Source organism: Klebsiella sp. F11 (genome assembly GCF_056712265.1).
The window spans coordinates 1,518,766-1,544,012 of sequence record NZ_CM160060.1; the positions used below are offsets into that span (position 1 = coordinate 1,518,766).

The 25,247-nt window shown below is 56.8% G+C and carries 20 protein-coding genes, 2 tRNA genes and 3 pseudogenes; 14 read left to right on the forward strand and 11 right to left on the reverse strand.

Annotated elements, in window-relative coordinates; translation table 11 throughout:
* The first annotated feature begins 222 nt into the window (after window positions 1–222).
* The gene (gene gltX / locus AC1M2H_RS07565) at window positions 223–1,641 is read left to right on the forward strand and encodes a glutamate--tRNA ligase (RefSeq protein WP_480150895.1); all 1,419 of its coding nucleotides are present in this window, start codon (window positions 223–225) and stop codon (window positions 1,639–1,641) included.
* A 42-nt stretch (window positions 1,642–1,683) separates the two neighbouring features.
* Here gltX and AC1M2H_RS07570 read toward each other — a convergent pair whose 3' ends face one another.
* Together AC1M2H_RS07570 and AC1M2H_RS07575 are read right to left on the reverse strand one after the other, a co-directional pair.
* Window positions 1,684–2,085: a YfeC-like transcriptional regulator gene (locus tag AC1M2H_RS07570; protein WP_480151867.1), complete on the reverse strand. Its 402-nt coding sequence runs from the start codon at window positions 2,083–2,085 to the stop codon at window positions 1,684–1,686.
* Window positions 2,086–2,089: 4 nt separating this feature from the next.
* Window positions 2,090–2,443: a YfeC-like transcriptional regulator gene (locus AC1M2H_RS07575; RefSeq protein ID WP_426811889.1), complete on the reverse strand. Its 354-nt coding sequence runs from the start codon at window positions 2,441–2,443 to the stop codon at window positions 2,090–2,092.
* Between the two features lie 219 nt (window positions 2,444–2,662).
* Between AC1M2H_RS07575 and AC1M2H_RS07580 the strand changes: the two genes are divergently transcribed.
* From AC1M2H_RS07580 to AC1M2H_RS07605, 6 genes and pseudogenes are all read left to right on the forward strand, one after another.
* Window positions 2,663–2,738: transfer RNA gene (locus AC1M2H_RS07580), tRNA-Ala, on the forward strand.
* 40 nt (window positions 2,739–2,778) lie between these two features.
* Window positions 2,779–2,854 (forward strand) — tRNA-Ala (locus tag AC1M2H_RS07585).
* Between the two features lie 209 nt (window positions 2,855–3,063).
* Window positions 3,064–3,525 (forward strand): annotated as a pseudogene (locus AC1M2H_RS07590) (MASE1 domain-containing protein); the annotation flags it as partial.
* Window positions 3,526–3,581: 56 nt separating this feature from the next.
* Window positions 3,582–4,613 carry an IS630 family transposase gene (locus AC1M2H_RS07595; RefSeq protein WP_480151833.1) on the forward strand — a complete coding sequence of 344 codons (1,032 nt, stop codon included), beginning with the start codon at window positions 3,582–3,584 and terminating at the stop codon, window positions 4,611–4,613.
* Between the two features lie 26 nt (window positions 4,614–4,639).
* Entirely contained in the window at window positions 4,640–5,056 is a 417-nt protein-coding gene (locus tag AC1M2H_RS07600; protein ID WP_480147914.1) for a VOC family protein, read from the forward strand.
* 90 nt (window positions 5,057–5,146) lie between these two features.
* A pseudogene (locus AC1M2H_RS07605) lies at window positions 5,147–6,868 on the forward strand (EAL domain-containing protein); the annotation flags it as partial.
* Window positions 6,869–6,909: 41 nt separating this feature from the next.
* Here the strand turns inward: AC1M2H_RS07605 and nupC are convergent.
* Complete coding sequence (nupC, locus tag AC1M2H_RS07610) at window positions 6,910–8,112, reverse strand: nucleoside permease NupC (RefSeq protein WP_480150896.1); 1,203 nt, start codon at window positions 8,110–8,112, stop codon at window positions 6,910–6,912.
* A gap of 344 nt (window positions 8,113–8,456) precedes the next feature.
* On the opposite strand from nupC, the gene AC1M2H_RS07615 reads away from it, so the two are divergent.
* A complete protein-coding gene (locus tag AC1M2H_RS07615; protein WP_480150897.1) occupies window positions 8,457–9,695 on the forward strand; it encodes an Nramp family divalent metal transporter in 1,239 nt (412 codons plus the stop codon).
* Between the two features lie 52 nt (window positions 9,696–9,747).
* Here the strand turns inward: AC1M2H_RS07615 and AC1M2H_RS07620 are convergent, their stop codons facing one another.
* Together AC1M2H_RS07620 and mgrA are read right to left on the reverse strand one after the other, a co-directional pair.
* Window positions 9,748–10,089: a DUF2502 domain-containing protein gene (locus AC1M2H_RS07620; protein WP_480150898.1), complete on the reverse strand. Its 342-nt coding sequence runs from the start codon at window positions 10,087–10,089 to the stop codon at window positions 9,748–9,750.
* A 145-nt stretch (window positions 10,090–10,234) separates the two neighbouring features.
* Window positions 10,235–11,227, reverse strand: coding sequence for an L-glyceraldehyde 3-phosphate reductase (mgrA, locus tag AC1M2H_RS07625; protein ID WP_480150899.1), 993 nt, complete (start codon window positions 11,225–11,227; stop codon window positions 10,235–10,237).
* A gap of 176 nt (window positions 11,228–11,403) precedes the next feature.
* On the opposite strand from mgrA, the gene AC1M2H_RS07630 reads away from it, so the two are divergent.
* On the forward strand, window positions 11,404–13,065 hold the full coding sequence (locus AC1M2H_RS07630) for an alpha-keto acid decarboxylase family protein (protein WP_480150900.1): 1,662 nt from the start codon (window positions 11,404–11,406) through the stop codon (window positions 13,063–13,065).
* On the opposite strand, the pseudogene AC1M2H_RS07635 reads toward AC1M2H_RS07630, so the two are convergent.
* Window positions 13,062–14,296: pseudogene (locus tag AC1M2H_RS07635) on the reverse strand (ion channel protein). The gene AC1M2H_RS07630 and the pseudogene AC1M2H_RS07635 sit on opposite strands and share 4 nt — an antisense overlap.
* 265 nt (window positions 14,297–14,561) lie before the next feature.
* On the opposite strand from AC1M2H_RS07635, the gene glk reads away from it, so the two are divergent.
* Complete coding sequence (gene glk / locus AC1M2H_RS07640; RefSeq protein WP_480150901.1) at window positions 14,562–15,527, forward strand: glucokinase; 966 nt, start codon at window positions 14,562–14,564, stop codon at window positions 15,525–15,527.
* A gap of 40 nt (window positions 15,528–15,567) precedes the next feature.
* On the opposite strand, the gene AC1M2H_RS07645 is transcribed toward glk, so the two are convergent.
* Window positions 15,568–16,314: a LytR/AlgR family response regulator transcription factor gene (locus AC1M2H_RS07645; protein ID WP_480150902.1), complete on the reverse strand. Its 747-nt coding sequence runs from the start codon at window positions 16,312–16,314 to the stop codon at window positions 15,568–15,570.
* A gap of 11 nt (window positions 16,315–16,325) precedes the next feature.
* Window positions 16,326–18,005, reverse strand: coding sequence for a LytS/YhcK type 5TM receptor domain-containing protein (locus tag AC1M2H_RS07650; RefSeq protein ID WP_480151868.1), 1,680 nt, complete (start codon window positions 18,003–18,005; stop codon window positions 16,326–16,328).
* Between the two features lie 399 nt (window positions 18,006–18,404).
* On the opposite strand from AC1M2H_RS07650, the gene alaC reads away from it, so the two are divergent.
* Window positions 18,405–19,643 (forward strand): alanine transaminase, encoded by a 1,239-nt coding sequence (gene alaC, locus AC1M2H_RS07655; protein ID WP_426811896.1) that lies wholly within the window; start codon window positions 18,405–18,407, stop codon window positions 19,641–19,643.
* A 56-nt stretch (window positions 19,644–19,699) separates the two neighbouring features.
* Here the strand turns inward: alaC and ypdK are convergent, their stop codons facing one another.
* Both ypdK and AC1M2H_RS07665 read right to left on the reverse strand, forming a co-directional pair.
* Window positions 19,700–19,771, reverse strand: coding sequence for a membrane protein YpdK (gene ypdK, locus AC1M2H_RS07660; protein WP_115193904.1), 72 nt, complete (start codon window positions 19,769–19,771; stop codon window positions 19,700–19,702).
* Between the two features lie 360 nt (window positions 19,772–20,131).
* Window positions 20,132–21,337 (reverse strand): cyanate transporter, encoded by a 1,206-nt coding sequence (locus tag AC1M2H_RS07665; RefSeq protein ID WP_480150903.1) that lies wholly within the window; start codon window positions 21,335–21,337, stop codon window positions 20,132–20,134.
* 215 nt (window positions 21,338–21,552) lie between these two features.
* Between AC1M2H_RS07665 and cynR the strand changes: the two genes are divergently transcribed.
* A complete protein-coding gene (gene cynR, locus AC1M2H_RS07670) occupies window positions 21,553–22,440 on the forward strand; it encodes a transcriptional regulator CynR (protein ID WP_480151869.1) in 888 nt (295 codons plus the stop codon).
* Between the two features lie 54 nt (window positions 22,441–22,494).
* Here cynR and AC1M2H_RS07675 read toward each other — a convergent pair whose 3' ends face one another.
* Window positions 22,495–23,142, reverse strand: a complete 648-nt coding sequence (locus AC1M2H_RS07675) for a TetR/AcrR family transcriptional regulator (protein WP_480150904.1) — start codon at window positions 23,140–23,142, stop codon at window positions 22,495–22,497.
* Between the two features lie 127 nt (window positions 23,143–23,269).
* Here AC1M2H_RS07675 and AC1M2H_RS07680 point away from each other — a divergent pair, with 127 nt between their 5' ends.
* Together AC1M2H_RS07680 and AC1M2H_RS07685 are read left to right on the forward strand one after the other, a co-directional pair.
* Window positions 23,270–23,929 (forward strand): O-methyltransferase, encoded by a 660-nt coding sequence (locus tag AC1M2H_RS07680; protein ID WP_480150905.1) that lies wholly within the window; start codon window positions 23,270–23,272, stop codon window positions 23,927–23,929.
* A gap of 85 nt (window positions 23,930–24,014) precedes the next feature.
* The gene (locus AC1M2H_RS07685) at window positions 24,015–25,238 is read left to right on the forward strand and encodes an arabinose transporter (protein ID WP_480150906.1); all 1,224 of its coding nucleotides are present in this window, start codon (window positions 24,015–24,017) and stop codon (window positions 25,236–25,238) included.
* The last annotated feature ends 9 nt before the right edge of the window (window positions 25,239–25,247 follow it).

Below are 25,247 nucleotides of genomic sequence, written 5' to 3' on the forward strand. Positions count from 1 at the left end.
TGAGTCAACGCCTTTTCTGAATAATTTGTTCGTTCGTCGTAAAATTAAACAAAACGATCGCGAAAGCATCCGCGGCGCATGATTTATAAACAAAAACGGCAAAGCGTGAGGTTCAGGCGGGAACGCCATTGAGGAATCAGCCTACGGTGTTAGAATATTCCCCCATAAATACCAACAGACTCTGCCGGTTGTCGGCATCTTTATTAAACGTAAGGCCATTTCATGAAAATCAAAACTCGCTTCGCGCCCAGCCCGACAGGCTATCTGCACGTTGGCGGCGCGCGTACTGCACTCTACTCCTGGCTTTTTGCCCGCAACCACGACGGTGAGTTTGTACTGCGTATTGAAGACACCGATCTCGAGCGCTCCACGCCGGAAGCAATTGAAGCCATTATGGATGGGATGAACTGGCTGAATCTGGAATGGGACGAAGGCCCGTATTTCCAGACGAAACGTTTTGACCGCTACAACGCCGTTATTGATGAAATGCTGGAAGCGGGCACGGCCTATAAATGCTACTGCTCTAAAGAGCGCCTGGATGCGCTGCGCGAAGAGCAGATGGCCAACGGCGAAAAACCTCGCTATGACGGGCGCTGCCGCCATGGTCACGAACATCATGCGGATAACGAACCGTGCGTGGTGCGTTTTGCCAACCCGCAGGACGGTTCCGTTATTTTTGACGATCAGATCCGCGGACCGATTGAGTTCAGCAATCAGGAGCTGGACGATCTGATCATTCGTCGTACCGACGGTTCCCCGACCTATAACTTCTGCGTCGTCGTGGATGACTGGGATATGGCGATCACGCACGTGATCCGTGGTGAAGATCATATCAACAACACCCCGCGCCAGATCAACATCCTTAAAGCACTGAACGCGCCGGTGCCGGTATATGCGCACGTTTCAATGATCAACGGTGATGACGGTAAAAAGCTCTCCAAACGCCACGGCGCGGTGAGCGTGATGCAGTACCGTGACGATGGCTACCTGCCCGAGGCGCTGCTCAACTATCTGGTACGCCTGGGCTGGTCCAGCGGCGATCAGGAGATTTTCACCCGTGAAGAGATGATTAAGCTCTTCTCCCTCGGCGCGGTCAGCAAATCCGCCAGCGCGTTTAACACCGAGAAGCTGCAGTGGCTGAACCATCACTACATTAACTCTCTGGCGCCGGAGTATGTGGCAACGCATCTGCAGTGGCACATCGAGCAGGAAAATATCGATACCCGCAACGGCCCGCAGCTGGCTGAGCTGGTGAAGCTGCTCGGCGAGCGTTGCAAAACGCTGAAGGAGATGGCGGCAAGCTGCCGTTACTTCTATGAAGAGTTCGCCGAGTTTGACGCCGATGCGGCGAAAAAACATCTGCGCCCGGTTGCGCGTCAGCCGCTGGAAGTCGTACGCGATAAGCTGGCTGCCGTGACCGACTGGACGGCAGAAAACGTGCACCACGCTATTCAGGCGACGGCGGACGAGCTGGAAGTTGGGATGGGCAAGGTTGGGATGCCGCTGCGCGTTGCGGTTACCGGCGCCGGACAATCTCCAGCCCTCGACGTAACCGTTCACGCGATTGGTAAATCCCGCAGCGTGGAACGCATCAACAAAGCGCTGGCGTTTATCGCTGAACGCGAAAGCCAGCAGTCCTGAGTATTAAGCTACGCATAACGGCAGGTATTCCTGCCGTTTTTTTTACTCTTTCGACCGGTTGCCGCTAATCCCCAGACGCGATAAAAATCCGCTAATGCCTTCCCTCGCAAGAAAGTCTCGCAAACGCTGCTGCTTTTCCGGCGTCATCAGATGAAGCGTCTCGGCGATTTGCCGCCAGATAGCCCCGGCATCGTTAATAAAATAGTGGCCAGGCGGTTCTGCCAGCTGATAGTCGGCAATCAGGTGCCGCAGCGCGGGAATATTTGCCAGAAAATCGAGAACCGGCCTGTCGACAACGATGAGACGGGCGCGACCACCTTTGACGCCGGGAATCGCCTCCGTGCGCCACTTTTGCTCTCTGACCCAGCGGTTAATAGTTTGTCTGGCAAGGCCGAGGCATTCCGCAAGCTCCGCCGGAGTCATCTTATCTTTTAATTTCATCATCATATTACTGGTCGCGAATATCCAGGCGCTGAAGTAAACCGGTGATGCCTTCACGCAGCAGCAGCGACATCAGCTTTTTCTGTTCGCCGGGAGTCATCTCTTTGCTCAGCGTAAGCAGCAGCGGCTCAAGGTCGTTTTCAACGGTGGTGTAGGAGGGGGGCGTTTCCGCCACGCGCTGTGCGCTGCGAATAAAATCTCGCACCTGCTCGTTGACGTGCACGAGTCGGGCTTTGCCGCCCTGCACGCCGGGTCGGGGGGATGTTTGCCATCCTTCTTTGCGTACCCATTTATTGATCGTCTGCCGGCTGAAGCCGGTGAGATGGGCGATTTCTTCAGGTGTCATTCGTTCCTTGAGCATACTATTTCCTGAGTAAAAATGTGGGAATTAGTTGTTCATGTTATAGCATCCTTTTAGACGAAAGAGTGACATGTTTAGCTTCTCCATGCGATAAGCTTCGCAATGTCAGCTATTTGCCTGCTTTTTCAGCGATCGAATTAAGAGGGGTGATTTTGCCGTTGACACCTGACGAAGGAATTCATATTATGCCGCCCGTCAACACGACGCGTTTCATGTTACGGGGCTATAGCTCAGCTGGGAGAGCGCTTGCATGGCATGCAAGAGGTCAGCGGTTCGATCCCGCTTAGCTCCACCAAATCCTGTTCCCATCAGGTTTGGTTTTGAAACGTTCTGTTGGGGCTATAGCTCAGCTGGGAGAGCGCTTGCATGGCATGCAAGAGGTCAGCGGTTCGATCCCGCTTAGCTCCACCAAATTAGAAACCCTCGCTACGGCGGGGGTTTTTTGTTTTCTCTTCTCCGCCAGCGTAAAGCACTTTGTGCTTACGTCAGCAAATCTCCTGTTATTAGGATAAAATGTAATTTAAGAATTTTCCCTGACTTATTACCTTGCCTGCCATAATTAACCAACATACCATTCGTATATTAAATATAATTTCTGTGTGGAACTTTTATTAACAACAATGACAGGTAAATTTAACATTAATATCAGGAGGACTTTACTCGCGCTGATAGTTTGTTTAATTACGATTCCATTCGCCAGGTTTATTTCACCTCAGGCCACGATCGACGGTAACCAAATTTTCCTCGCCTGGCTACCGCTAAGTATGATGTATGCGGTTATCTTTATTTTTGGCCGCTATGCGGTCGGCCCGCTGATTATCGCCTTTGCTATTACCAACGCCTGGATAATTCCCCTGACGGTGCCGCAGGCGGCAATCCTGCTATTCTGCCAGCTATTCTCGGTGCTGGCATCATGCGCCGTTGTCCGTATGCTGCCTGGTAAAACGTGGCGCAGCGGCCTGACGACGAAGCGGATGGGCATCAGAATACTTTGGGGCGCTTTTTTGACCCCCATCCTAATGAAAATCACCATGTATCTGGCGGGAGTGTTTTTTTCTTTCCCGTTGGTTATATCGAGCTATACCCGTGATCATTGAAACTGCTTGATTTCGTCGGTGCTGAGGATCATGCTCAGGCCATGAACGTAAAACTGACCTCCGCACAGATTGCCGCCCTTGAGGCTCAGCACCGGCAGAGTCGTGACCGCCGTGTCTGCGACCGGATACGCTGCGTGCTGCTTTCTGCTCAGGGCTGGTCTCCTGCCATGATTGCGCAGTCTCAGCTCATTCATGAGACCACGGTTCTGCGTCATCTATCGGATTATCTCAGCGACGGTAAGCTCACCTCTGATAACGGCGGTTCGCAGGAGCATCTGACTCCCGGGGAGTCTGCCGAACTTCGTCAGCTTCTGACTGACACTGTTCACATCACGACGGCCAGTATCGTGTCGCTTGTCCGTGACCGCTTCGGTGTGCGCTACAGCATTCCGGGTATGAATAAGTGGCTTCACCGCAACGGGTTCACCTGGAAAAAACCGTCAGGTATTCCCCATAAGTTCTGCCCGGCACAACAGCAGCAGTTCATGACGCATTATGAAGCGCTGAAGCAGGCTGCCGGTGACAGCGAACCCATTCTGTTTATGGATGCGGTACATCCGACGCAGTCAACGAAGCTGAGCTGTGGCTGGATAAGAAAGGGGGAACTGAAAGCGGTGAAAACCACCGGGAGCCGGACCCGCCTGAACATCATCAGCGCCCTCAGCGTGAACGACCTGGCCCGGACGGTGACCCGTGATTATCCGCAGATTAATGCGGATGCTATCTGCCGTTTTTTTATTGCAGTTCGCCAGACTTATCCGGTGTCGCAGAAAGTGCATCTGATACTGGACGGTGCGCCTTATCACCGGGCATCGCTGGTTAAGGACTGGGCCTTCGTGATGAATATTGAACTGCATTATCTGCCGCCGTACAGCCCGAACCTGAACCCGACAGAACGGTTGTGGAAGGTGATGAATGAGCATGTGCGGAATAACCGGTATTTTGCGTCAGCGAAAGCCTTCAGGGACGCGATAAGAGGATTTTTTGAACGAACCCTGCCGGAACTGGGGCAGAAACTGGGCTGTCGTATCAACGACAATTTTCAGGTGCTCAGTTCCGTGTCAGAGACATAACGACGTATAGCGTAAGGTGTTCACCTGTGAACAAAATAACTCTCATTGATCATGTTGCAATAACTGTTGCCGACCTTGAAGTATCTTACTGTTTTTACGATAAATTGTTTGGTGCAAAAATTCATGCAGAGTACGCCCCCTTTGGGAAACTGCTTGTAAGGCAGGTATCGCTGGGTGATATTGTCCTGAGTTTACATCAGGTTGAGAATGGCGTGGAACTTGTAGCTAAAAGGCCAATGCCAGGGAGTGCTGATTTATGCTTCCGGTGGGGAGGGACAATTCTCAGCGTGTTAGAGCTACTTGAGAAAAACGATATCGAAATAATCCATGGCCCGGTGCCCCGTGAAACGAGTTCAGGTCAGCCATCACAATCTGTTTTCTTTCGGGATCCTGATGGAAATCTGCTGGAGTTAATGGCTGCTGATAATAAAGACCAAGGTTAAAATACTCAATAAAGTCAAAAATAAATATTTTCATCTGCAGGACTTAATGTGGCTCCCTGAAACAATCTGCACTTTGAAGTTTATTGAGTATATTTCAAAGATATGCCGGCAATTTATACTATTATCGATATTCAGAGTTTGATTTGCGCGGCGTTAATATTTACCACCTTCTTTTATTATCCTTTGCGGATGATTATCAATCCGCGCTTTGCCCGCACGTTTTGGCATCGTCACTGCCAACCGTGGCTTACGCGCGAGCGTCGGATATTTACGTTGTACTGGTTTATGGCGCTGGCAGCAATATTACTGGCGCTCTGCGCACCCTATGATTCTGTTTTTATTGCCGGCTATTTAGTCCCGCTTATTTTTATCCTCTACTTTATCGGTATTAGCCGCCTGGGCCACGCGCTGATTCGTATTTCGTGGTCCATTTCTGCATTTTTGCTGGTCGCGTATAATCAAAATTTCCTGCAGGGCGTAAAGACCGAATACGCGCTATCGTTTGTTCTCTCGGTTCTTATCTCATTCACCATCTGCCTGTTTTATATGCTGGATATTTACGCTCAGAACGAGAGAATCAAGCTCAGATGGCGGGATCAGGCGCAGGAGGATCCGCTGACCGGACTGCCGAACCTTCGCGCCCTGGAGTGCCATTTGCGCCGCAATCCCGAGGTCGCCATCAGCAGCCTGCGCATTGATAATCTCGATTTCCTCAGCCGCCATTACGGCATGATGATGCGCGTGGACTGCAAGCGGCAAATTGCCGCTAAGGTGCAGCCGCTGCTGGGGCCTGGCGATAAAATATTTCAGCTGCCCGGCTGCGAGCTGCTGCTGGTGCTGTGCGGGCCGGAGCCCGAGGCGCGGCTGGGCCACCTTGTGGCGATACTCAACCACAAGAAATTTAGCTGGAATAACCAGACGCTGGATCTGGAGTTCGGCGCATCGTGGGGCAGATATCACGGCGTGGAGGCGGAGCTTCACCCGATGCTGGGCCAGCTGAGCTGGCTTTCGGAGCAGGCCGGCGCCGCGCAGCGGGTGCTGGCGCTGAATGCGGCACAGGAGCAGGTTTCCGACCAAACCAGCGAGCAGGTGCGGATGCTGACCCGGATCAAGCAGGCGCTCAATAAACGCGATCTGCTGCTGTATGCCCAGCCGATCCAAAACGCGGCGGGGGAGGGCTATTATGAGGTGCTTACGCGGATGCGGTGTGGCGATACCGTCATTGCGCCGGAGCGGTTTATTCCGCTCATCGTGCAGTTCAACCTGAGCCAGCGTTTCGACATGCTGGTACTGGAAACGTTGTTTAGCGCGCTACGCCGGCATCCGGGCCAGCACTTCTCCGTAAATCTGCTGCCCTACACCCTGATGCAGCGTGACAGCGCGGCGCAGATTATTGCTTTGTTCAGACGCTACCACCTCAAGGCCGAAGCGATCACCATCGAGATTACCGAAGAGCAGGCCTTCTGCGATGAGCAAACCAGCCTGCAAAATATCCAGCAGCTGCGGGATTTTGGCTGCGCCATTGCTATCGATGACTTTGGTACCGGCTATGCGAACTATGAGCGCCTGAAAAGGCTTCAGGCGGATATCGTGAAGATTGACGGCTGCTTCGTGCGCGACGTGGAGACCGACCCTCTGGATGCGATCATTATTAAGTCCATTATCGAGATGGCGAGGGTGAAAAAGCTGACGGTTGTGGCGGAGTACGTGGAAACGGAAGAGCAGAAGGCGCGGCTGCTGACGCTCGGCGTCGACTATTTGCAGGGCTACCTGATCGGCAAGCCTCGGCCGCTTCAGGAATTACGGGCGTAAAAAAGCCGGGACCAGCCCGGCTTTTGCACAACCTTAAGAAATTACAGCACCAGCGCGGCGATAGACGCGGAGAGCACGCTCACCAGGGTCGAGCCGTAAACCAGCTTCAGGCCAAAGCGGGAAACAACGTTACCCTGCTCTTCGTTGAGGCCTTTAATCGCACCGGCAATAATCCCGATTGACGAGAAGTTGGCGAAGGAGACCAGGAAGATGGAGATGATGCCTTCCGCGCGCGGAGAGAGCGTGGTGGCAATTTTCTGCAGATCCATCATCGCGACGAATTCGTTTGAAACCAGCTTGGTCGCCATGATGCTGCCGACCTGCAGCGCTTCACCAGCCGGCACGCCCATCACCCATGCAATCGGGTAGAAGATGTAGCCGAGGATGCCCTGGAAGGAGATGCTGTAACCAAACCAGCCGGTAACGGTCGCGAACAGGGCGTTCAGCGCAGAGATCAGCGCGATGAAGCCGATCAGCATCGCCGCAACGATAATCGCTACCTTAAAGCCTGCCAGGATGTACTCACCCAGCATTTCAAAGAAGCTCTGGCCTTCATGCAGATTCGACATCTGCAGGTTTTCTTCGCTCTCATCAACGCGGTACGGGTTAATCAGCGACAGCACGATAAAGGTGCTGAACATGTTAAGAACCAGCGCCGCCACGACGTATTTCGGCTGCAGCATGGTCATGTACGCGCCGACGATAGACATGGAAACGGTGGACATCGCGGTTGCCGCCATGGTGTACATGCGGTTACGCGACATTTTGCCGAGGATATCTTTATAGGCGATAAAGTTTTCCGACTGGCCCAGAATCAGAGAGCTGACGGCGTTGAATGATTCCAGCTTACCCATGCCGTTAACTTTGGACAGCACGGTACCGATCGCGCGAATGACGATCGGCAGAATGCGGATATGCTGCAAAATACCGATCAGCGCAGAAATAAAGACGATCGGGCACAAAACCTTAAGGAAGAAGAAGGCGAGCCCTTTATCGTTCATATTGCCGAAGACGAAGTTGGTCCCTTCGTTAGCAAAGCCGAGAAGTTTTTCGAACATCTCGGAGAATCCTTTCACGAAACCCAGACCGATATCAGAGTTCAGGAAGAACCATGCCAGCAGGACTTCAATGACAAGCAATTGAATAACATAACGAATACGAATCTGCTTACGGTTGTGGCTGACCAAAAGGGCCAAAATAGCCACCACGACGATCGCGAGAATAAAGTGCAGGACGCGGTCCATATTTGCTCCAAATATGAGGCAGGTTAAATTTCTGTGCACATTCTATGTAACAAGCCCAAAGAAAACGAGATCAAAACCACACTATTGCAAGGAACTGTGACTAATCACCAAAATAGTGATCAAACATACATTTTTGTTATGTTGCGTAAAGGTTTTAAAAGTTGCTTAGTTGTACTAATCTGGTGACCAGGCGGGATGGATTCCATCACTGCCATCTTTTCGTTGTTAGCCGCTATCGTTCCCCCCTATCAAAGCAATAATTATCACCGTTATAAATGAACTTGATAATCATTCGCGTTTTGGTAGCATAAAACATAGCAAAGGCTATATTTCTGAGGCAGAAAATGACAAGCAGTCGCGTTGAGAATAGCAGCGGTCGCGCAGCGCGCAAGATGAAGCTCGCATTGATGGGGCCTGCCTTTATTGCTGCCATCGGGTATATCGATCCCGGTAACTTTGCCACCAATATCCAGGCGGGCGCCAGCTTCGGCTACCAGCTGCTGTGGGTGGTGGTGTGGGCGAACCTGATGGCGATGCTGATTCAGGTCCTGTCGGCCAAGCTGGGAATTGCGACAGGGAAAAATCTCGCGGAGCAGATTCGCGACCACTATCCGCGCCCGCTAGTGTGGTTCTATTGGGTGCAGGCGGAAATTATCGCCATGGCAACGGACCTGGCCGAGTTTATCGGCGCGGCGATCGGCTTTAAGCTGCTGCTTGGCGTCTCTTTACTGCAGGGCGCCGTGCTGACCGGGATCGCCACGTTTCTGATTTTGATGCTTCAGCGTCGCGGGCAGAAGCCGCTGGAAAAAGTGATTGGCGGGCTGCTGCTGTTCGTTGCCGGCGCCTATATCGCGGAGCTGATTTTCTCCCAGCCGGCTCTGGCGCCGCTGGCGAAAGGGATGATTATCCCGAGCCTGCCTAACGGAGAAGCGGTGTTCCTCGCAGCCGGGGTGCTGGGGGCGACCATTATGCCTCACGTCATCTATCTGCACTCGTCGCTGACCCAGAACCTGCATGACGGTTCGCGCAAAGAGCGCTATAACGCAACCCGCTGGGACGTGGCGATCGCCATGACCATTGCCGGCTTTGTTAACCTGGCGATGATGGCCACCGCCGCAGCGGCGTTTCACTTTAACGGTCATACCGGCGTTGCCGATCTTGATGCCGCCTACCTGACGCTGGAGCCGCTGCTGAGCCACGCCGCGGCAACCATATTCGGCCTCAGCCTGGTGGCCGCCGGGCTGTCGTCGACGGTTGTCGGTACCCTGGCAGGTCAGGTAGTGATGCAGGGGTTTATTCGCTTTCATATCCCGCTGTGGTTCCGCCGGACGATTACCATGCTGCCGTCGTTCATCGTCATCATGATGGGGCTCGATCCTACCCGCATCCTGGTGATGAGTCAGGTTCTGCTGAGCTTTGGTATCGCACTGGCGCTGGTGCCGCTGCTGATTTTTACCAGTAATCCACAGTTGATGGGCGATCTGGTGAATACGGCATGGATTAAGCGAACCGGCTGGGTCATCGTCGTGATTGTGGTTCTGCTGAACGGCTGGCTGCTGGTGGGAACGGTGTTCGGACTATAAGTGAGTCATAAGTCGGGGAGCCCTGTGGCTCCCCGACTTAATTAAAGCGTATCTAGTGATGGCCGTGTCCGTGACCTCCCGGTCCGCGGCCCCAGCCGCCGCGACGGTCGTTGCGATCGTGCCAGCCCTCACGGTAGCCGCGCTCATAAGCCCTGCGCTTATCCCAGCCGCGGTCATAGCCGTGGTTATGACGCCACCAGCGGTTATTACGCCATTCATAGTTACGACGCCAGTAATCACGGTCGCGCCAGCCGCCACCGTCCCAGTAATTACCGTAATTGTCGCGATCGCCTATTTGTAATTTTACCGATGGCAGCAGGGTGATTTCACCGGCAGTAGCAACTAACGGCGTCGAGGCCAATAGCACTGCGGCCAGTATCAGTGACCTGAACATACTCTTTCTCCTTCACGATCGAGCCTTGCGGCTTGTTAACGTGATATTACGGGGCCGTTAAGCCCCGCAGCATCGGAGGAACTCCTAAATCGCGGATAAGAGCACTTTTTGCTAAAGTGACTTTTTTGCTAAAGTAACTTTTTGTTTACGCCGCCAGAATCGCGTCGATTTTCGCGCACTCTTCCGGGCTGAAGTGGCGGTTGGCGAGCATCCCGACGGCATCATCAAGCTGGGCCGTTTTGCTGGCGCCGATCAGCACCGAAGTCACTTTTTCTCCGCGCAGCACCCAGGCCAGCGCCATCTGCGATAGCTTCTGGCCGCGAGCCTGCGCCAGGGCGTCCAGCCGGCGGACTTTCTCCAGCTTTTCCGCCGTCAGCTGATCCGCCTGCAGGAAGCGGCTGCCGCTGGCTATCCGGGAATCGGCCGGGATGCCGTGTAAATAGCGGTCGGTCAGCTGGCCGCCGGCCAGCGGTGAAAACGCAATGCTTCCGACCCCCTGCGTCTGCAGGAAATCCAGCAGCCCGTCTTCAACCCAGCGTTCGAACATGGAGTACTTTGGCTGATGAATAATACACGGCGTGCCGAGGTCGTTGAGGATGTTCACCGCCTCCTTCGCCTGGGCGAGAGGGTAGTTGGAGAGTCCGACGTAAAGCGCTTTACCCTGACGCACGATATGGTCCAGCGCGCGCATGGTTTCCAGCAGCGGAGTCTCGGGGTCGGGGCGGTGATGATAGAAGATATCGACGTATTCCAGCCCCATCCGTTTCAGGCTCTGATCGAGGCTGGCAATCAGATATTTGCGTGACCCCCAGTCGCCGTAGGGCCCGTCCCACATGGTGTAGCCGGCCTTGCTGGAGATAATCAGCTCATCGCGATAAGGTAAAAAATCCTCCCGCAGGATGCGGCCGAAATTGCTCTCGGCGGAACCCGGCGGCGGCCCGTAGTTGTTGGCCAGATCGAAGTGCGTAATGCCGAGGTCGAAGGCGTGACGCAGCAGCTGGCGGCTGGTTTCTACCCGCGTTTCGTCGCCAAAGTTATGCCAAAGGCCGAGAGAGACCGCCGGCAGTTTTAGTCCGCTCTGACCGCATCGGCGGTACTCCATTGTCTGATATCGCGTCGCATTTGCCTGGTAAACCATACTTCCTCCGCAGATAAAACAGCTTGTGTATACGTTTACACTAAAGAATGTTCAGCGCGGAGTACACACCCCAAAGGCGTAAATTTTGCTTTCCACCGCATATATTCAGCCCAATCTGGACAGTTCGATCGCTTATTCAATACTCAAATTACCTGCACGGGATGAGGAGTATGGCTATGCAACCGACTTACACTATTGGCGATTATCTGCTGGATCGTCTCGTAGATTGCGGCATAGACCGCTTGTTTGGCGTACCGGGAGATTACAACCTACAGTTCCTCGATCGTGTTATCGCGCATGAGGCGCTGGGATGGGTCGGCTGTGCCAACGAGCTGAACGCCGCCTATGCGGCCGATGGCTATGCGCGTATTAAAGGCGCCGGCGCGCTGCTGACGACCTACGGCGTTGGCGAGCTGAGCGCGCTTAACGGCGTGGCGGGCAGCTATGCCGAACACGTCCCGGTTCTGCATATCGTTGGCGCCCCCTGCAGCGGCGCCCAGCAGAGAGGGGAGCTGCTGCACCACACGCTAGGGGATGGCGACTTCACGCACTTTGCGCGTATGAGTGAGCAGATAACCTGCACTCAGGCCACCCTGACGGCGGGCAACGCCTGCCATGAAATCGATCGCGTCCTCAGCGACATGCTGGCCCACCATCGCCCCGGGTATTTGATGCTGCCTGCCGACGTCGCAAGGGCCAGCGCCACGCCACCCGCGCGTCGTCTGGCGATTGAGGGGCCGCCTGCGGATGAAAATCAGCTGGCCGGCTTCCGGGAGTATGCCGGGCTGCTGCTGCGGGGCAGCCGGCGGGTATCGCTACTGGCGGATTTTCTCGCCCAGCGCTACGGCCTGCAGGAAACGCTGAGAGCGTGGGTTGAAAAAACGCCGATGGCCCACGCCACCATGCTGATGGGCAAAGGGCTCTTTGACGAGCAGCATCCCGGCTTTGTCGGGACCTACAGCGGCATCGCCAGCGCCCCGCAGACCCGTGAGACAATTGAAAACGCCGATACCATCATCTGCGTCGGTACGCGCTTTACCGATACCATTACCGCCGGATTTACCCAGCATTTACCGCCTGAGCGCACCATAGAGATCCAGCCGTTCGCCGTCAGGGTGGGGGAACGCTGGTTCAGTCGGATCCCGATGGATCAGGCGCTGGCGGCCCTGATCGCGCTGTCGGCCAGCCTGGCGGCGGAATGGATGCTCCCGCCGGTCTCAGTGCCGGAGGTTGGCGGAGCTGAAGGCGGCATGCTGACGCAGAAAAACTTCTGGAGCACCGTGCAGGCGCAGCTGCGGCCGGGGGATATTATTCTCGCCGATCAGGGAACCGCGGCATTCGGCGTCGCGGCGCTGCGGCTCCCATCGGATGCGACGCTGTTGGTTCAGCCGCTGTGGGGATCGATCGGTTTTACGCTACCGGCGGCCTACGGCGCGCAGACCGCCGCGCCGGGCCGAAGGGTGGTATTGATTATCGGCGATGGCGCGGCGCAGCTCACGATTCAGGAGATGGGTTCGATGCTGCGCGACAAACAGCGGCCGCTTATTCTGCTGCTTAACAACGAAGGCTATACGGTTGAGCGGGCGATCCACGGCCCGGAGCAGCGCTATAACGATATCGCCCTGTGGGACTGGAACCGCCTGCCGGAGGCGTTTGCCCCCGAGGTCCCTTCGCGCTGCTGGCGGGTGACGCGCACCGCGGAGCTGAAGGAGGCGATGAACGACAGCGTGGCCTCCGACCGGCTGACGCTGGTCGAGGTAATGCTGCCCAAAATGGACATCCCCGACTTTCTGCGGGCGGTAACTCAGGCCCTTGAGGAGCGCAACAGCCGCGTCTAGTCGGGGCGTCGTTTAATCATCATCAGCGGCTTCCCGGCCAGCAGCAGCCAGGCCGGGAGCATTACGATGCACAGCAGCGGCAGCAGCGTGGTGTCCGGCACCACGACGGCGGCCATAAACAGGCTCAGCCAGCCGTCGCGGGTGACCACCAGTGTCATTCCGAGGATTGCGCAGGAGACCGTAATCGCCGCCGGGACGGCGTCAACGTGCGCGTGCAGCATCAGGCCCAGCGCCACGCCAACGAAGACCGCCGGGAAAATTCGCCCGCCGCGAAAGCCGCTGGCGGCAGCGATCGTCAGCGCCGCCAGCTTCACCAGCGCAATCAGCATAAAGTCGCTGCCGCTCAGGGTCTGGCTGAACGCCATTTGCTGCATCTCATCCAGCCCCTTAAATAGCGTGATATGCCCGCCGATGGTCCCGAGGATCCCCAGCAGCAAACCGCCAACCCCGAGCGTTAAAACGGGGCTTTTCAGACGGTGCATCAGCGCATGCAGGCGCTGATGCACCAGACGGCGACCATGCCGACGGCAATCGCGATCAGCGTGACCACCGCGCCGCTAAAGATATCCACCAGCCGCATCTGCGGATAGTGTGGGATAGGTAGCGAGAAGTGGGGGTTGAAGAACAGGCTCGTTGTCAGGGCGCCCGCCGCTGCCGCCAGCAGCGGGGCAAAAAGACGGTCCCACAGCGGGACGTCGTTGCCGCCGTTAAGGGTTTGCGAAAAGATCAGCGCGGCGGCAACCGGCGTGCCAAACAGCGCGCCGATAGTGCCGGAGGCGGCAAGGATCGTCCAGTCGAGGGCGCTGACGCGCGGAAACAGGCGCGAACCCATGGCCACCGCAAGGGCGATATTGACCACCATAATGGGATGCTCCGGCCCCAGGCTGACGCCGCCCGCCAGGCCTAAAATTAACGCGGCAATCAGCCCCGGCAGGGCGCTGGTGCTGACGGGAGCACTGACCAGCGATTCAGCCGCCGGATCGGGCCCGGCGTGGCCAGGGCTAAAGCGGATGAGCAGACCGACGGCAATCCCGGTGAGCGTCAGAATGGCAATGGTCCACAGATGCCCGTCGGCGTTCAGGCCGAGGCTTAGCGGCAACGCGCTCCAGAGGATATTTTGCACGACGCTCGCAACCTTCATCGTCACAATCAGTACCAGGCTGGACGCAATCCCGATGATAACCGCCGGGATCGATAGCAACAGCATTGTTCTGGCGCGCGGATGCAGCATGAAAATTTCCTTTTGAAGATGGCGAAACACGACTTTTGCCTGCGCCCCGGAAGGGCGTCGATGCAAATGGTGCTGAAACGATAAAGTTAAGGCTATGCCTGACGATCCCGGCGGTGCGGGATAAACCATTTTTCACAGTTTTCAGCCTAAATGTGATATAGGTCGCTAAACTGTGGGCGCTTATACGTTGGTCGTTGTTGTTAAGGCATCATGAATTTACAGTGTGCCAAAAGAATCATTTTGACTTTAGTGGAGCCGTAACGGAATGACAAAATTTGCTTTAGTAGGAGATGTCGGCGGAACCAACGCCCGCCTGGCATTATGTGATATCGCGAGCGGGGAGATCTCCCGCGCAAAAACCTATTCCGGGCTCGATTATCCCAGTCTTGAAGCCGTTGTTCGCGTCTATCTCGACGAGCACAGCGTTGACGTCGAGGCTGGCTGCATTGCCATCGCCTGCCCTATTACCGGCGACTGGGTGGCGATGACCAACCACACCTGGGCGTTCTCCATTGCCGAAATGAAAAGCAACCTTGGGTTTGCGCATCTTGAAATCATCAACGATTTCACGGCGGTATCGATGGCGATCCCGATGTTAAAAGCCGAGCACCTGATCCAGTTTGGCGGTACGGCGCCGGTGGAGGGGAAACCTATCGCCGTCTACGGCGCGGGGACCGGCCTCGGCGTGGCGCATCTGGTCCACGTTGATAAACGCTGGGTGAGCCTGCCGGGCGAGGGCGGCCACGTCGATTTTGCGCCGAACAGCGAAGAAGAGGGGCTTATTCTGGAAGAGCTGCGCGCCGAGTTGGGGCACGTTTCCGCCGAACGCGTGCTGTCAGGTCCGGGGCTGGTGAATCTCTATCGCGCGATAGTGAAATCCGACGGTCGTTTACCGGAGAATCTGCAGCCGAAAGACGTGACCGAACGCGCGCTTGCCGACTCCTGCATCGACTGCCGCCGCGCGCTGTCGCTGTTCTGCGTGATTATGGGCCGTTTTGGCGGCAACCTGGCGCTGACGCTGGCGACCTTTGGCGGCGTGTATATCGCGGGCGGTATCGTGCCGCGCTTCCTTGAATTCTTTAAGGCTTCCGGTTTCCGCGGCGGTTTTGAAGATAAAGGGCGGTTTAAAGCCTTTGTGCAGGATGTCCCGGTGTACCTGATTGTCCACGACAACCCGGGGCTGCTGGGATCCGGCGCGCATATGCGCCAGACGCTCGGCCAAATCCTCTAAAATAGCGCCTCCGGGCCTGAGGGCCCGGATAAGCCGCCGACTACAGGTGCATCAGCTGGCGGAACTCTTTGACCTTGCTACGACTCACCGGCACCTGAAACTCCAAATCCCGCAGCCGCAGGACATAGGTGTTATTGAACCACGGCTCAATTTCGCGAATTTTGTTCAGATTGACGCAGTAGGAGCGGTGGCAGCGGAAGAAGTGCGCCGGCGGCAGTTTGGCGCAAAACTCCGTAATGTTCATCGGCATCACGAACGACTCCCGCCTGGTATAGACAAACGTCATTTTTTCATGCGCTTCCGCGTAGTAAATATCGTGAATGCTGGTGACGATAATCCGCTCATCTTTGATCAGATTGATGGTGTCGTTTTCCCGCTGCGGGTTTGGCGCGGCGCTGGCGCCGGCGGCAGGAAGCTGCTGCTGCTGTTGCCAGGCGCTGCTTAGCTTTTGCAGCATGTTGATAATGCGCGATTCCTGATAGGGCTTGAGGATGTAATCGAACGCCTCCAGCTCAAACGCCTCGACGGCGTGCTCTTTCCAGGCGGTGATAAACACAATAAACGGCTTATGGGCAAACTGGCTGATGTTCTGCGCCAGCAGAACGCCGTCCAGCGAGGGGATGTTGATGTCGAGAAAAATGGCATCGACCCTGTTGTGCTGCAGAAACTTCAGCACGTCCAGCCCGTCGTCAAAGGTGCCGACAATCTCCATCTGGCTGTGGGTGTTAATCAGCCAGGTGAGCTCCTGTTGCGCCGGGAACTCGTCCTCAACGATGATGACTTTCATTTTTTCTCCGCTCATGGCAGCAGCGACGCCGGCGTACGCTGGGGGGCGTTGCGGTTTGGCACGTAGAAGGTAATCTCCGTCCCTGGGGTCATTTGCCGGATATGCAGCCCTTCGCCGTACAGCAGTTTGACCCGATGGTGAACGTTAAGCAGGCCGATTTTATTGCCCGGCATCTCATCGGCCTCCACCCGGGCGACGACGGCCGGATCGATGCCGTTGCCGGTATCACGGACGCTAATCCGCACCCGGTTTCCGCACTCATTGATGCCTATCGTGACCACGCCTTTACCCTTGCAGGGCTGGATGCCGTGAACAATCGCATTTTCTACCAGCGGCTGGATCAGCAGGCTGGGAATGACGCAGCTGACTTCATCGTCGATATCATAGATAACGGTGAGCTTGTCGCCAAAACGCGCCTGCTCAATGGCAATGTAGTCCTTGATTTGGTACAGCTCCCTTTTAATATCAATCTGCTCATCGTCTTTTAATTCAATGTTATAGCGTAAATAGCGCGATAAATTAAAAATAAGCTGGCGCGCGGTATCCGGATTCATGCGTATTGACGACGAAATGGCGTTGAGCGCGTTAAACAGAAAGTGCGGATTGATTTTACTCTGCAGCGCGCGCAGTTCGGCCTTGTTGGCCATCTCCCGCAGCTGCTCCGCGCGGGAGACCTCCAGCTGGGTAGAGATGATCTGCGACAGGCCTATCGCCATCTCCTGCAGCGAAGAGGTGATGCGGTGCGCGTGGCAGTAGTAGATTTTCAGCGTCCCGGTGACGACGCCTTTTTCCCACAATGGGATCACCAGCATCGAGTGAATTTCAGGGGTTCTGTACGCCTCATCGTTGTTCTTGATGATAATTTTTCCGCTCTCAATCGCCTGGCGGGTGGTGGGGCTAATGGCATTGTCGCGATCGTGATAGTTGCCTTCGCCGAAGCCAACGTAGGCCAGTACCCGATCGGTGGTGGTGATCGCCACCGCATCGGCGTTGATATCGCGGCGGATAATGTCGCAGACCTGGCGGAGCGACTCGCTGTTAACATGGCGAAACAGCGGCAGCGTTTTGTTGGCGATATCCAGCGCCAGCTTGGCCTGGCGCGCGGCGCTGGCCTCTTTTTCTCCCTCAACGCTCTGCACCAGCAGGACGATAAAACCGATACAGATGCTGCCGAGGATCATCGGAATACCGATTTTCGAGACGATATCGAGACCCAGCGAAAAAGAGGGCGCCCACAGCACCACGAGGATCATGGTCAGCGTTTCGCAGAGCATCCCGGCGAGGATCCCTGCCTTCCAGCGCTGGGCCTTGGGAACCCTGCGGCCGATCAACCCGGACAATAGCCCGGCGATAATGCTGGTGATAAAACAGGGTATGGCGGTAACGCCGCCGATATCGATCAGATAGCGATGCACCCCGGCAATGACGCCAACGATAGCGCCGACCCACGGACCGAACAGAATACCGCCGGACATTACTGCGATGATGCGCACGTTGACCAGCGATCCCTCCACCGGTACGCCTGACCAGGTGCTGAACAGGGCAAACAGGGAGAAGATGGCGGTGACGGCCAGCAGCTCCTTCGGCGTATGGGCAGATTTATGCAGCAGTTCGCGAAACAGCCGCAGGCGGATGAGGAAAAAAAGGCAAATCAGCATCAGTGCCGCGCGGTCAAAAACTGCGAGCAGCATGGTGAATATTTCGTGCATGGGAGCGCCGTGTCGTTCGCGGGAAAACGCTATGATAAAAAACCTCGCCCCAGAAGGCCAGCCGCGGACAATAATAGGGAACAGGCGCACTTTTAAAAGGGGATCTTCGCTGAACCCCGCTCAACTGCGCAGGCGAGGGCGCTACGGCGAAAATAAGGTAATGCAAAAGATATTAAGATGTTACTTTCCGCGATCGTATTGGCTAAATCCGTATCGGACGCTGCCGTATTTATTGGAACAAGTACCCGTTTTTTGTGCCAGATTTTATTTTTTCTCCGCCCTCTCGACAGAATGAATTTTTTCGGGTTATTTTCTAAACGTGCCGCAGCAGCGGCAGCGTCGCTCGGACGGTCCGGGCGCTCACGTTAATTCGAGGAATCTATGGCTGAATTCAGTCCTGAACGCCGCTTTACGCGCATCGATCGTCTCCCCCCGTACGTTTTTAACATCACCGCTGAGCTGAAAATGGCTGCGCGTCGGCGCGGTGAAGATATTATTGATTTCAGCATGGGCAACCCGGACGGCGCGACGCCGCCGCATATCGTTGAAAAACTGTGCACCGTCGCCCAGCGGCCGGATACCCACGGCTACTCTACCTCTCGCGGTATTCCGCGCCTGCGCCGGGCGATATCGCGCTGGTATCAGGATCGCTATAACGTCGACATTGATCCGGAATCGGAAGCCATTGTGACCATCGGCTCGAAAGAGGGGCTGGCGCACCTGATGCTGGCGACGCTGGATCACGGTGACACGGTACTGGTGCCGAATCCCAGCTATCCTATTCATATTTACGGCGCGGTGATTGCCGGCGCGCAGGTACGTTCGGTGCCGCTGGTGGAAGGCGTTGATTTCTTCAACGAACTGGAACGCGCGATCCGCGAAAGCTATCCGAAGCCGAAAATGATGATCCTTGGCTTCCCCTCTAACCCGACCGCGCAGTGCGTCGAGCTGGAGTTCTTTGAAAAGGTGGTGGCGCTGGCTAAGCGCTACGACGTGCTGGTGGTGCATGACCTGGCCTATGCCGATATCGTCTATGACGGCTGGAAGGCGCCTTCCATTATGGAAGTGCCCGGCGCGCGCGACGTGGCGGTTGAGTTCTTCACGCTGTCGAAAAGCTACAATATGGCCGGCTGGCGCATCGGCTTTATGGTCGGCAACAAAACGCTGGTCAACGCGCTGGCGCGAATTAAAAGCTACCACGACTACGGCACCTTCACCCCGCTGCAGGTGGCGGCCATCGCCGCGCTGGAAGGCGATCAGCAGTGCGTGCGCGATATCGCAGAACAGTACAAGCGTCGTCGCGATGTGCTGGTTAAGGGGCTGCACGAAGCGGGCTGGATGGTGGAGTGCCCGAAAGCATCCATGTACGTGTGGGCAAAGATCCCTGAACACTACGCGGCGATGGGTTCGCTGGAGTTCGCCAAAAAGCTGCTGCAGGATGCCAAAGTGTGCGTATCGCCGGGCATCGGCTTTGGCGACTACGGCGACACCCACGTGCGCTTCGCCTTAATCGAAAACCGCGATCGGATCCGTCAGGCTATTCGCGGTATTAAATCGATGTTCCGCGCGGACGGACTTCTTCCCGCCGCAGGCAAGCCGGTGGGCGAGGGCCAGGAATAAAAACGGCAATAAAGAAGGGAGCCATCGGCTCCCTTTTTTCTAACTATTTACGCTGCTTAGATCATCAGGGCAAAGGTGCCGGCCCAAACGATGACCATAAAAGACACGCCCATAAAAAAGTATTTCACGTCTCATTACTCCGCATTCTCGGCGAAACGCCAAATGAATTTCGTTTTCATTGTTTTCCATTAACCGTCGCAGGAAAAACCAGAGCCTTCTGGTGGCTGCGGTTGCCCGGAATTCTGGGCTGTAACTGCTCCAGCAGGCGCTAATGTACGCCTAAAAAATGAGGGAAACAAGAGGCATTTTTTTATTAATTTTTAGTTACTTACGAGTGTCGTGATTCGGCGACACATTAATTTCATTCGGTAATAAATACGATTCTGGCGAAGGCCGTTTGCGGCGGCGGCCTGGTTGCGGGTAGCGGTTTGATTTTTGGCTTTTTTCTCTTCGGAGAGAGGGCGGAAGCGGGTCTTCCGCACCTGACGTTATCCCGTCCGATCGCCGGCTGGGGGCGTTTTTCGCCACTCCTGCGGATAGCGCGCCGGTACAAAACGCCGCGTTATGACCATCAGCAGCGCCACGCAGACGGCGTGAAAGGCCCAGTCCAGCACGTAATCCCCGCTCAGGCTGCGCAGCAGGCCCGATAGCCACGGCGAGAGGCCGGCGACGATAAAGCCAATGCCCTGCATAAAGGCCACCAGCCGTCCGGCAATCGCCGGATGTCGGGAGTGATCGAGCGCCAGCACCAGGCACAGCGGAAAGGCGCCGCCTAAGCCAATACCGCAGCTTATCGCCCACAGCTGCGGCAGGTACAGCGGCAGCCATATAAACCCGCAGAAGCCAATCAGCTGCAGCAGCAGCGTCAGCATCAGCAGTTTGCGCCGATCTTCGTGCCGGGCCAGCATCGGCAGCAGCAGGGCGCCGACGGTTTGGCCAAGCGTCATAACGGCCAGCAGGGTGCCGCTAAGCTGGGCGCTGTAGCCGGACTGCATATAGTAGGGCGGCAGCCAGGCGATCAGGCTGGCGTAGCCGCCGTTAATAAGGCCGAAGTACAGCCCGAGGGTCCAGGCGCGACGGCGGTGGAAAATAGCGGTTTCCGCCGCCGCTGAGGCGAAAGGCGCTCCGCGCGCGGGCGTGCGGTTGACGGACCACCAGCCGAGGAGCGCCAGCACCGCGGGCAGCGTCCACCAGGCCAGGGCGTGATACCAGACGGCGCTGCGCTGCGCCAGCCACGGCGTCAAGGCCGCGCCCAGGCCGCCGCCGCCCATCAGCGCCGCTGACCATAGCCCCATCACCTGGGGCGTATGCTGCGGAAACCGGCGTTTTATCACTCGCGGGATCGTCGCCTGAATAATACCGATGCCGATCCCACCGAGCAGCGCGCTGCTCAACAGCAGCCCGCTGCGCGGGGCGAGCTCGCGAATTAGCGCGCCGGCGGCGATCGCCAGCAGGCTCAGCGCGATCCCTCGTTTTTCGCTAAGGCGGCGGTCAATCCACGGACTGGCCAGCGCCAGCGCGCCCATTGCCACGACCGGGATGGCGGTGAGTAGCGAAACGAGGGTAAAGCTCATGCCGCTGGCCTGCTGCAGCTGGGGGAGCAGGGGGCCAATTGAGGTCAGCAGGGGGCGCATATTGATGCCGATGAGGACCAGTACCAGCAGCATCAGCCGGCCGTGCGCCGCGTGGCTCATTGCGACCCGCCTGCCCGCAGCGGACACGAGAGGCGGGAGGCGGTCGGATGCTGAAGAACGTTAACGTGGATGGGCATAAAGGCTCCGGCAAAAATGGACGCGGCGGGCGGCGGAAGCGCGGCCGATTAAACACGCGGACAGGTTACGTAACTTGTTTCATAAGTTAAAAGACTTATTTATGATGGATTCAATTTGAATTACTTATGGATTCCAGCATGCTGCTGCGCCACCTCACCTGCTTTCTGGCGGTTGCCGAACATCGCGGCTTTACGCGCGCCGCGACGGCGCTCCATATCTCACAGCCGGCGCTATCGCAGCAGATCCGCCAGCTCGAAGAGACGTTGGGAACTCAGCTTTTTGATCGCAGCTCGCGCAGCATACGCTTAACGGATGCCGGGGAGGTATGGCTGATCTATGCGCGCCGGGCGTTGCAGGATTTAGCAGAAGGGAAGCGCGCCATCCACGATGTGGAGGACCTTCAGCGCGGAACGCTGAGGGTGGCGATGATGCCGACCTTTACGACCTATTTTATGGGGCCGCTGGTGGGCGCTTTTTATCAGCGCTACCCCAATATTTCGCTGAGCCTGCGCGAAATGGATCAGGACCGAATGGAGGCCCTGCTGCGCGATGATGAGCTCGATCTCGGGATTGCCTTTGACGATGGCGGATCGCGAGATATCGTGTCCCGGCCTTTGCTGAGCGAGACGCTGGCGCTGGTGGTTGGCCGCCACCATCCGCTGGCGACGCGGCGGCGCGTAAAGCGGGAAGCGCTGAATCAGGAGTCGCTGATTTTGCTCAGCGGAGAGTTTGCAACCCGGGAGCGGATCGATCGCTATTGCCGCCGGTATGCGATTGAGCCGCAGGTGCGGATGGAGGCAAACTCTATCAGCACGGTACTGACCATGATCCAGCATACGCCGCTATCGACCCTGCTGCCTGCCGCCGTTGTGCGGGAGCGCAACGATCTGGTGGCCATCGAGCTAACGCCGGCGCTGCTGGAAAGAACGGCCTGTCTGCTGCAGCATAAGGATGCCTGGCAGAGCGCAGCGGTACGGGCGTTTAGCGCCATGGCGCTGGAGGTGGCCGCCGGGCTCGACGCCTAAGGGGTCCGGCGCTAGCGTGGGTTCAGGCGCCGCCTGGGCCCGGCGGGCAGAGAATTACCGCTGCTCTGCGTCCTCCCGGGCGGTCTCTCTTAGCCAGGCGCTAAACATATCCGCCATCGCGTCAGAGAAGCGGCTAATTTCTTCAGCCGTGCGCGGGCTGGAGGAGAAACCGCTGCCCACCGAACTTAGCGTCGTCGTCAACAGCTCGCAGGCCAGCTGCCGCCTGGCCGGCGACGCGTCGGGAAGGACTTCCTCGATAAATTGCCCATAGACGCTATCGGCTGCGGTGCGATTTTCTTTAGCCTCGGGCGCATCGCGATAGAGCGGCGCCGCGTCGTTGAGCGCCTGGCGCAGCCCCGCCTCTTCGCACTCCGACTGGATAAACACGTGCACCAGCGTGCGCAATCTGTCGAGCGGAGGGCGATCGGCGTTACCGAGGATCCCGCTGAGCATGGCCGTGGTCTGCTGCCATTCATCGCTTTGCAAACGAAACAGAATCGCCGCTTTGTTGGGAAAATATTGATACACCGACCCGACGCTGACTCCCGCCTTTTCCGCCACCCTTGCGGTGGTAAAGCGCACCGCGCCCTCTTTTTCTAAAACCTGAAGCGCCGCCTGAATAATCGCCGCTACCAGCTCGGCTGAACGGGCCTGTTTTGGCTTTTTCCTTAATGAAATCAATTTACTTTTAGCCGTTGGCATGGCGCTTCTCTCCCGGGCCGGAATGCGAATAGTTAATGCGAATAATTGATCGTATTCTTTAAAAGGTGACGAATTATTCGCATTTTATGCCGCAGGCGTAAACCATACAACTTTTGAAGGACTTATTATGTCAACCACGCTGACATCCGCGCCGCTGGCCGCATTATTAGAACGACTGTTTCAACAGGCAAACGGCGCCGCAAGCGCGACGTTCTCCAGCATTCCTCGTGCCGAGCGCGAACGGATAATGACCAGTAAAACCGAATATCTCGAGCTTTATGGTCACCTGAAAGATCTCTGGCTCCCCGTCGCGGCGGAGACCGGGACGTTGCTTTACATGCTGGCCCGCAGCATTCGGGCGCAGCATATTGTTGAGTTCGGCACCTCGTTTGGTATTTCAGCGCTGCATCTGGCCGCCGCGCTGAAGGATAACGGCGGTGGTCTGCTGATCACCAGCGAGTTTGAGCCGAATAAAGTCGTCCGCGCCCGCGAGCACCTGAAAGAGGCCGGGCTTGATGCTCTGGTCGATGTTCGTGAGGGCGATGCGCTGCAAACCCTGGCGGATAATCTGCCGGAGACCATCGATATGGTGCTGCTGGACGGCGCAAAAGCGCTGTATCCGGAGATCTTGGCTCTCCTCGAAAGCCGCCTGCGCCCCGGCGCGTTTATCATCGCCGACAATGCCGACTACAGCGCTGAATATCTGGAGTACGTGCGTGATCCGCAAAACGGTTATCTGTCCGTGCCCTTTGCTGATGACGTTGAGCTCTCGCTGCGCACGAGATGAAAAATTGCCCGCAATACGGCAAATGAGCCGAAGGGAAAGAGTCCCTTCGGCCCGAAATTTATCCCCGCATTAAATGAATTTACTTATGACTGAACAACCAAATCAAACTTCCGCGGCGCTTAACCACGCCGTGCCGCAGGGCAGGTCCGTATTCCTGACCCTGCTGCCGATTGTGATATCGATTTATATTGGCTTCCTGATTATTGGCATGCAGCTGCCGGTACTACCGCTGCACCTGCACGGTACTCTGGGTCAGAGCACGCTGGTGGTGGGGCTGGTCATCGGGTCGCAGTTCGTAGCGGCCCTGCTTTCGCGCTCCTGGGCCGGCAACTTCGCCGATATCCACGGCGCCAGGCGCGCGATGGTTATCGGCCTGCTGGTGACGGCCGGGTCAGGGATTCTGTATCTGTTCTCGCTACTGTTTATTACCAGCCCCGGCGTTAGCGTGTGGATCCTGCTGGCTGGACGCATTGTGCTGGCGCTGGGCGAAAGCCTGCTGGTGACCGGCGCAATGGGCTGGGGAATCGGGCTGGTGGGCCCGCGTAATGCCGGGAAAGTGATGTCCTGGAACGGGATTGCGATGTATGGCGCCTACGCGTCGGGCGCTCCGCTGGGGGTCGCTTTTAACGCCTGGGGCGGATTCTTTGGCCTGTCGCTTGCCGTGCTGCTGGTCCCCTTTATTGCTTTGCTGGCTATTGCCAGAGTTCGCGGCGTTGCTCCGTTGGCTACGGAAAAAACCTCGTTTTATACCGTACTTAACGCCGTCTGGAAACCGGGGCTTGGCCTCGCGCTGTGCAGCGTAGGCTTCGGCGTTATCGAAGCGTTTATCGCGTTGCTGTTTACCGCCCACAGCTGGGGGAACGCCTCGCTGGCTTTTACCGCTTTCGGCCTGGCCTTTATCGCCGCGCGGGTTGCCTTCGGTCATCTGCCCGATAAGCTGGGCGGCGCGCGGGTTGCGTTAATCTGCGTGGTGATTGAGGCCCTGGGACAGCTGCTTATCTGGCGAGCCGATACTGCTTCTCTGGCCTATTTTGGCGCGGCGCTTACCGGCTTTGGCTACTCGCTGGCTTTTCCTGGATTTGGCGTGGAAGCCGTACGTCGCGCGCCTCCCCAAACCCGCAGCCTGGCAATGGGGGCGTACGTGGCTTTCCTCGATGTCTCTTTAGGAGTAACCGCTCCGCTGGCCGGCGCTCTGGCGGGTAAATGGGGAATTAACGCCGTCTATCTGGCGAGCGCGGCGGCCGTTGCGCTCTCCGCCGCCGTCGCGCTGGCGCTGCTCAATGGAGGAACAAACCGTTCGCGGGTATGACGAGCTGAT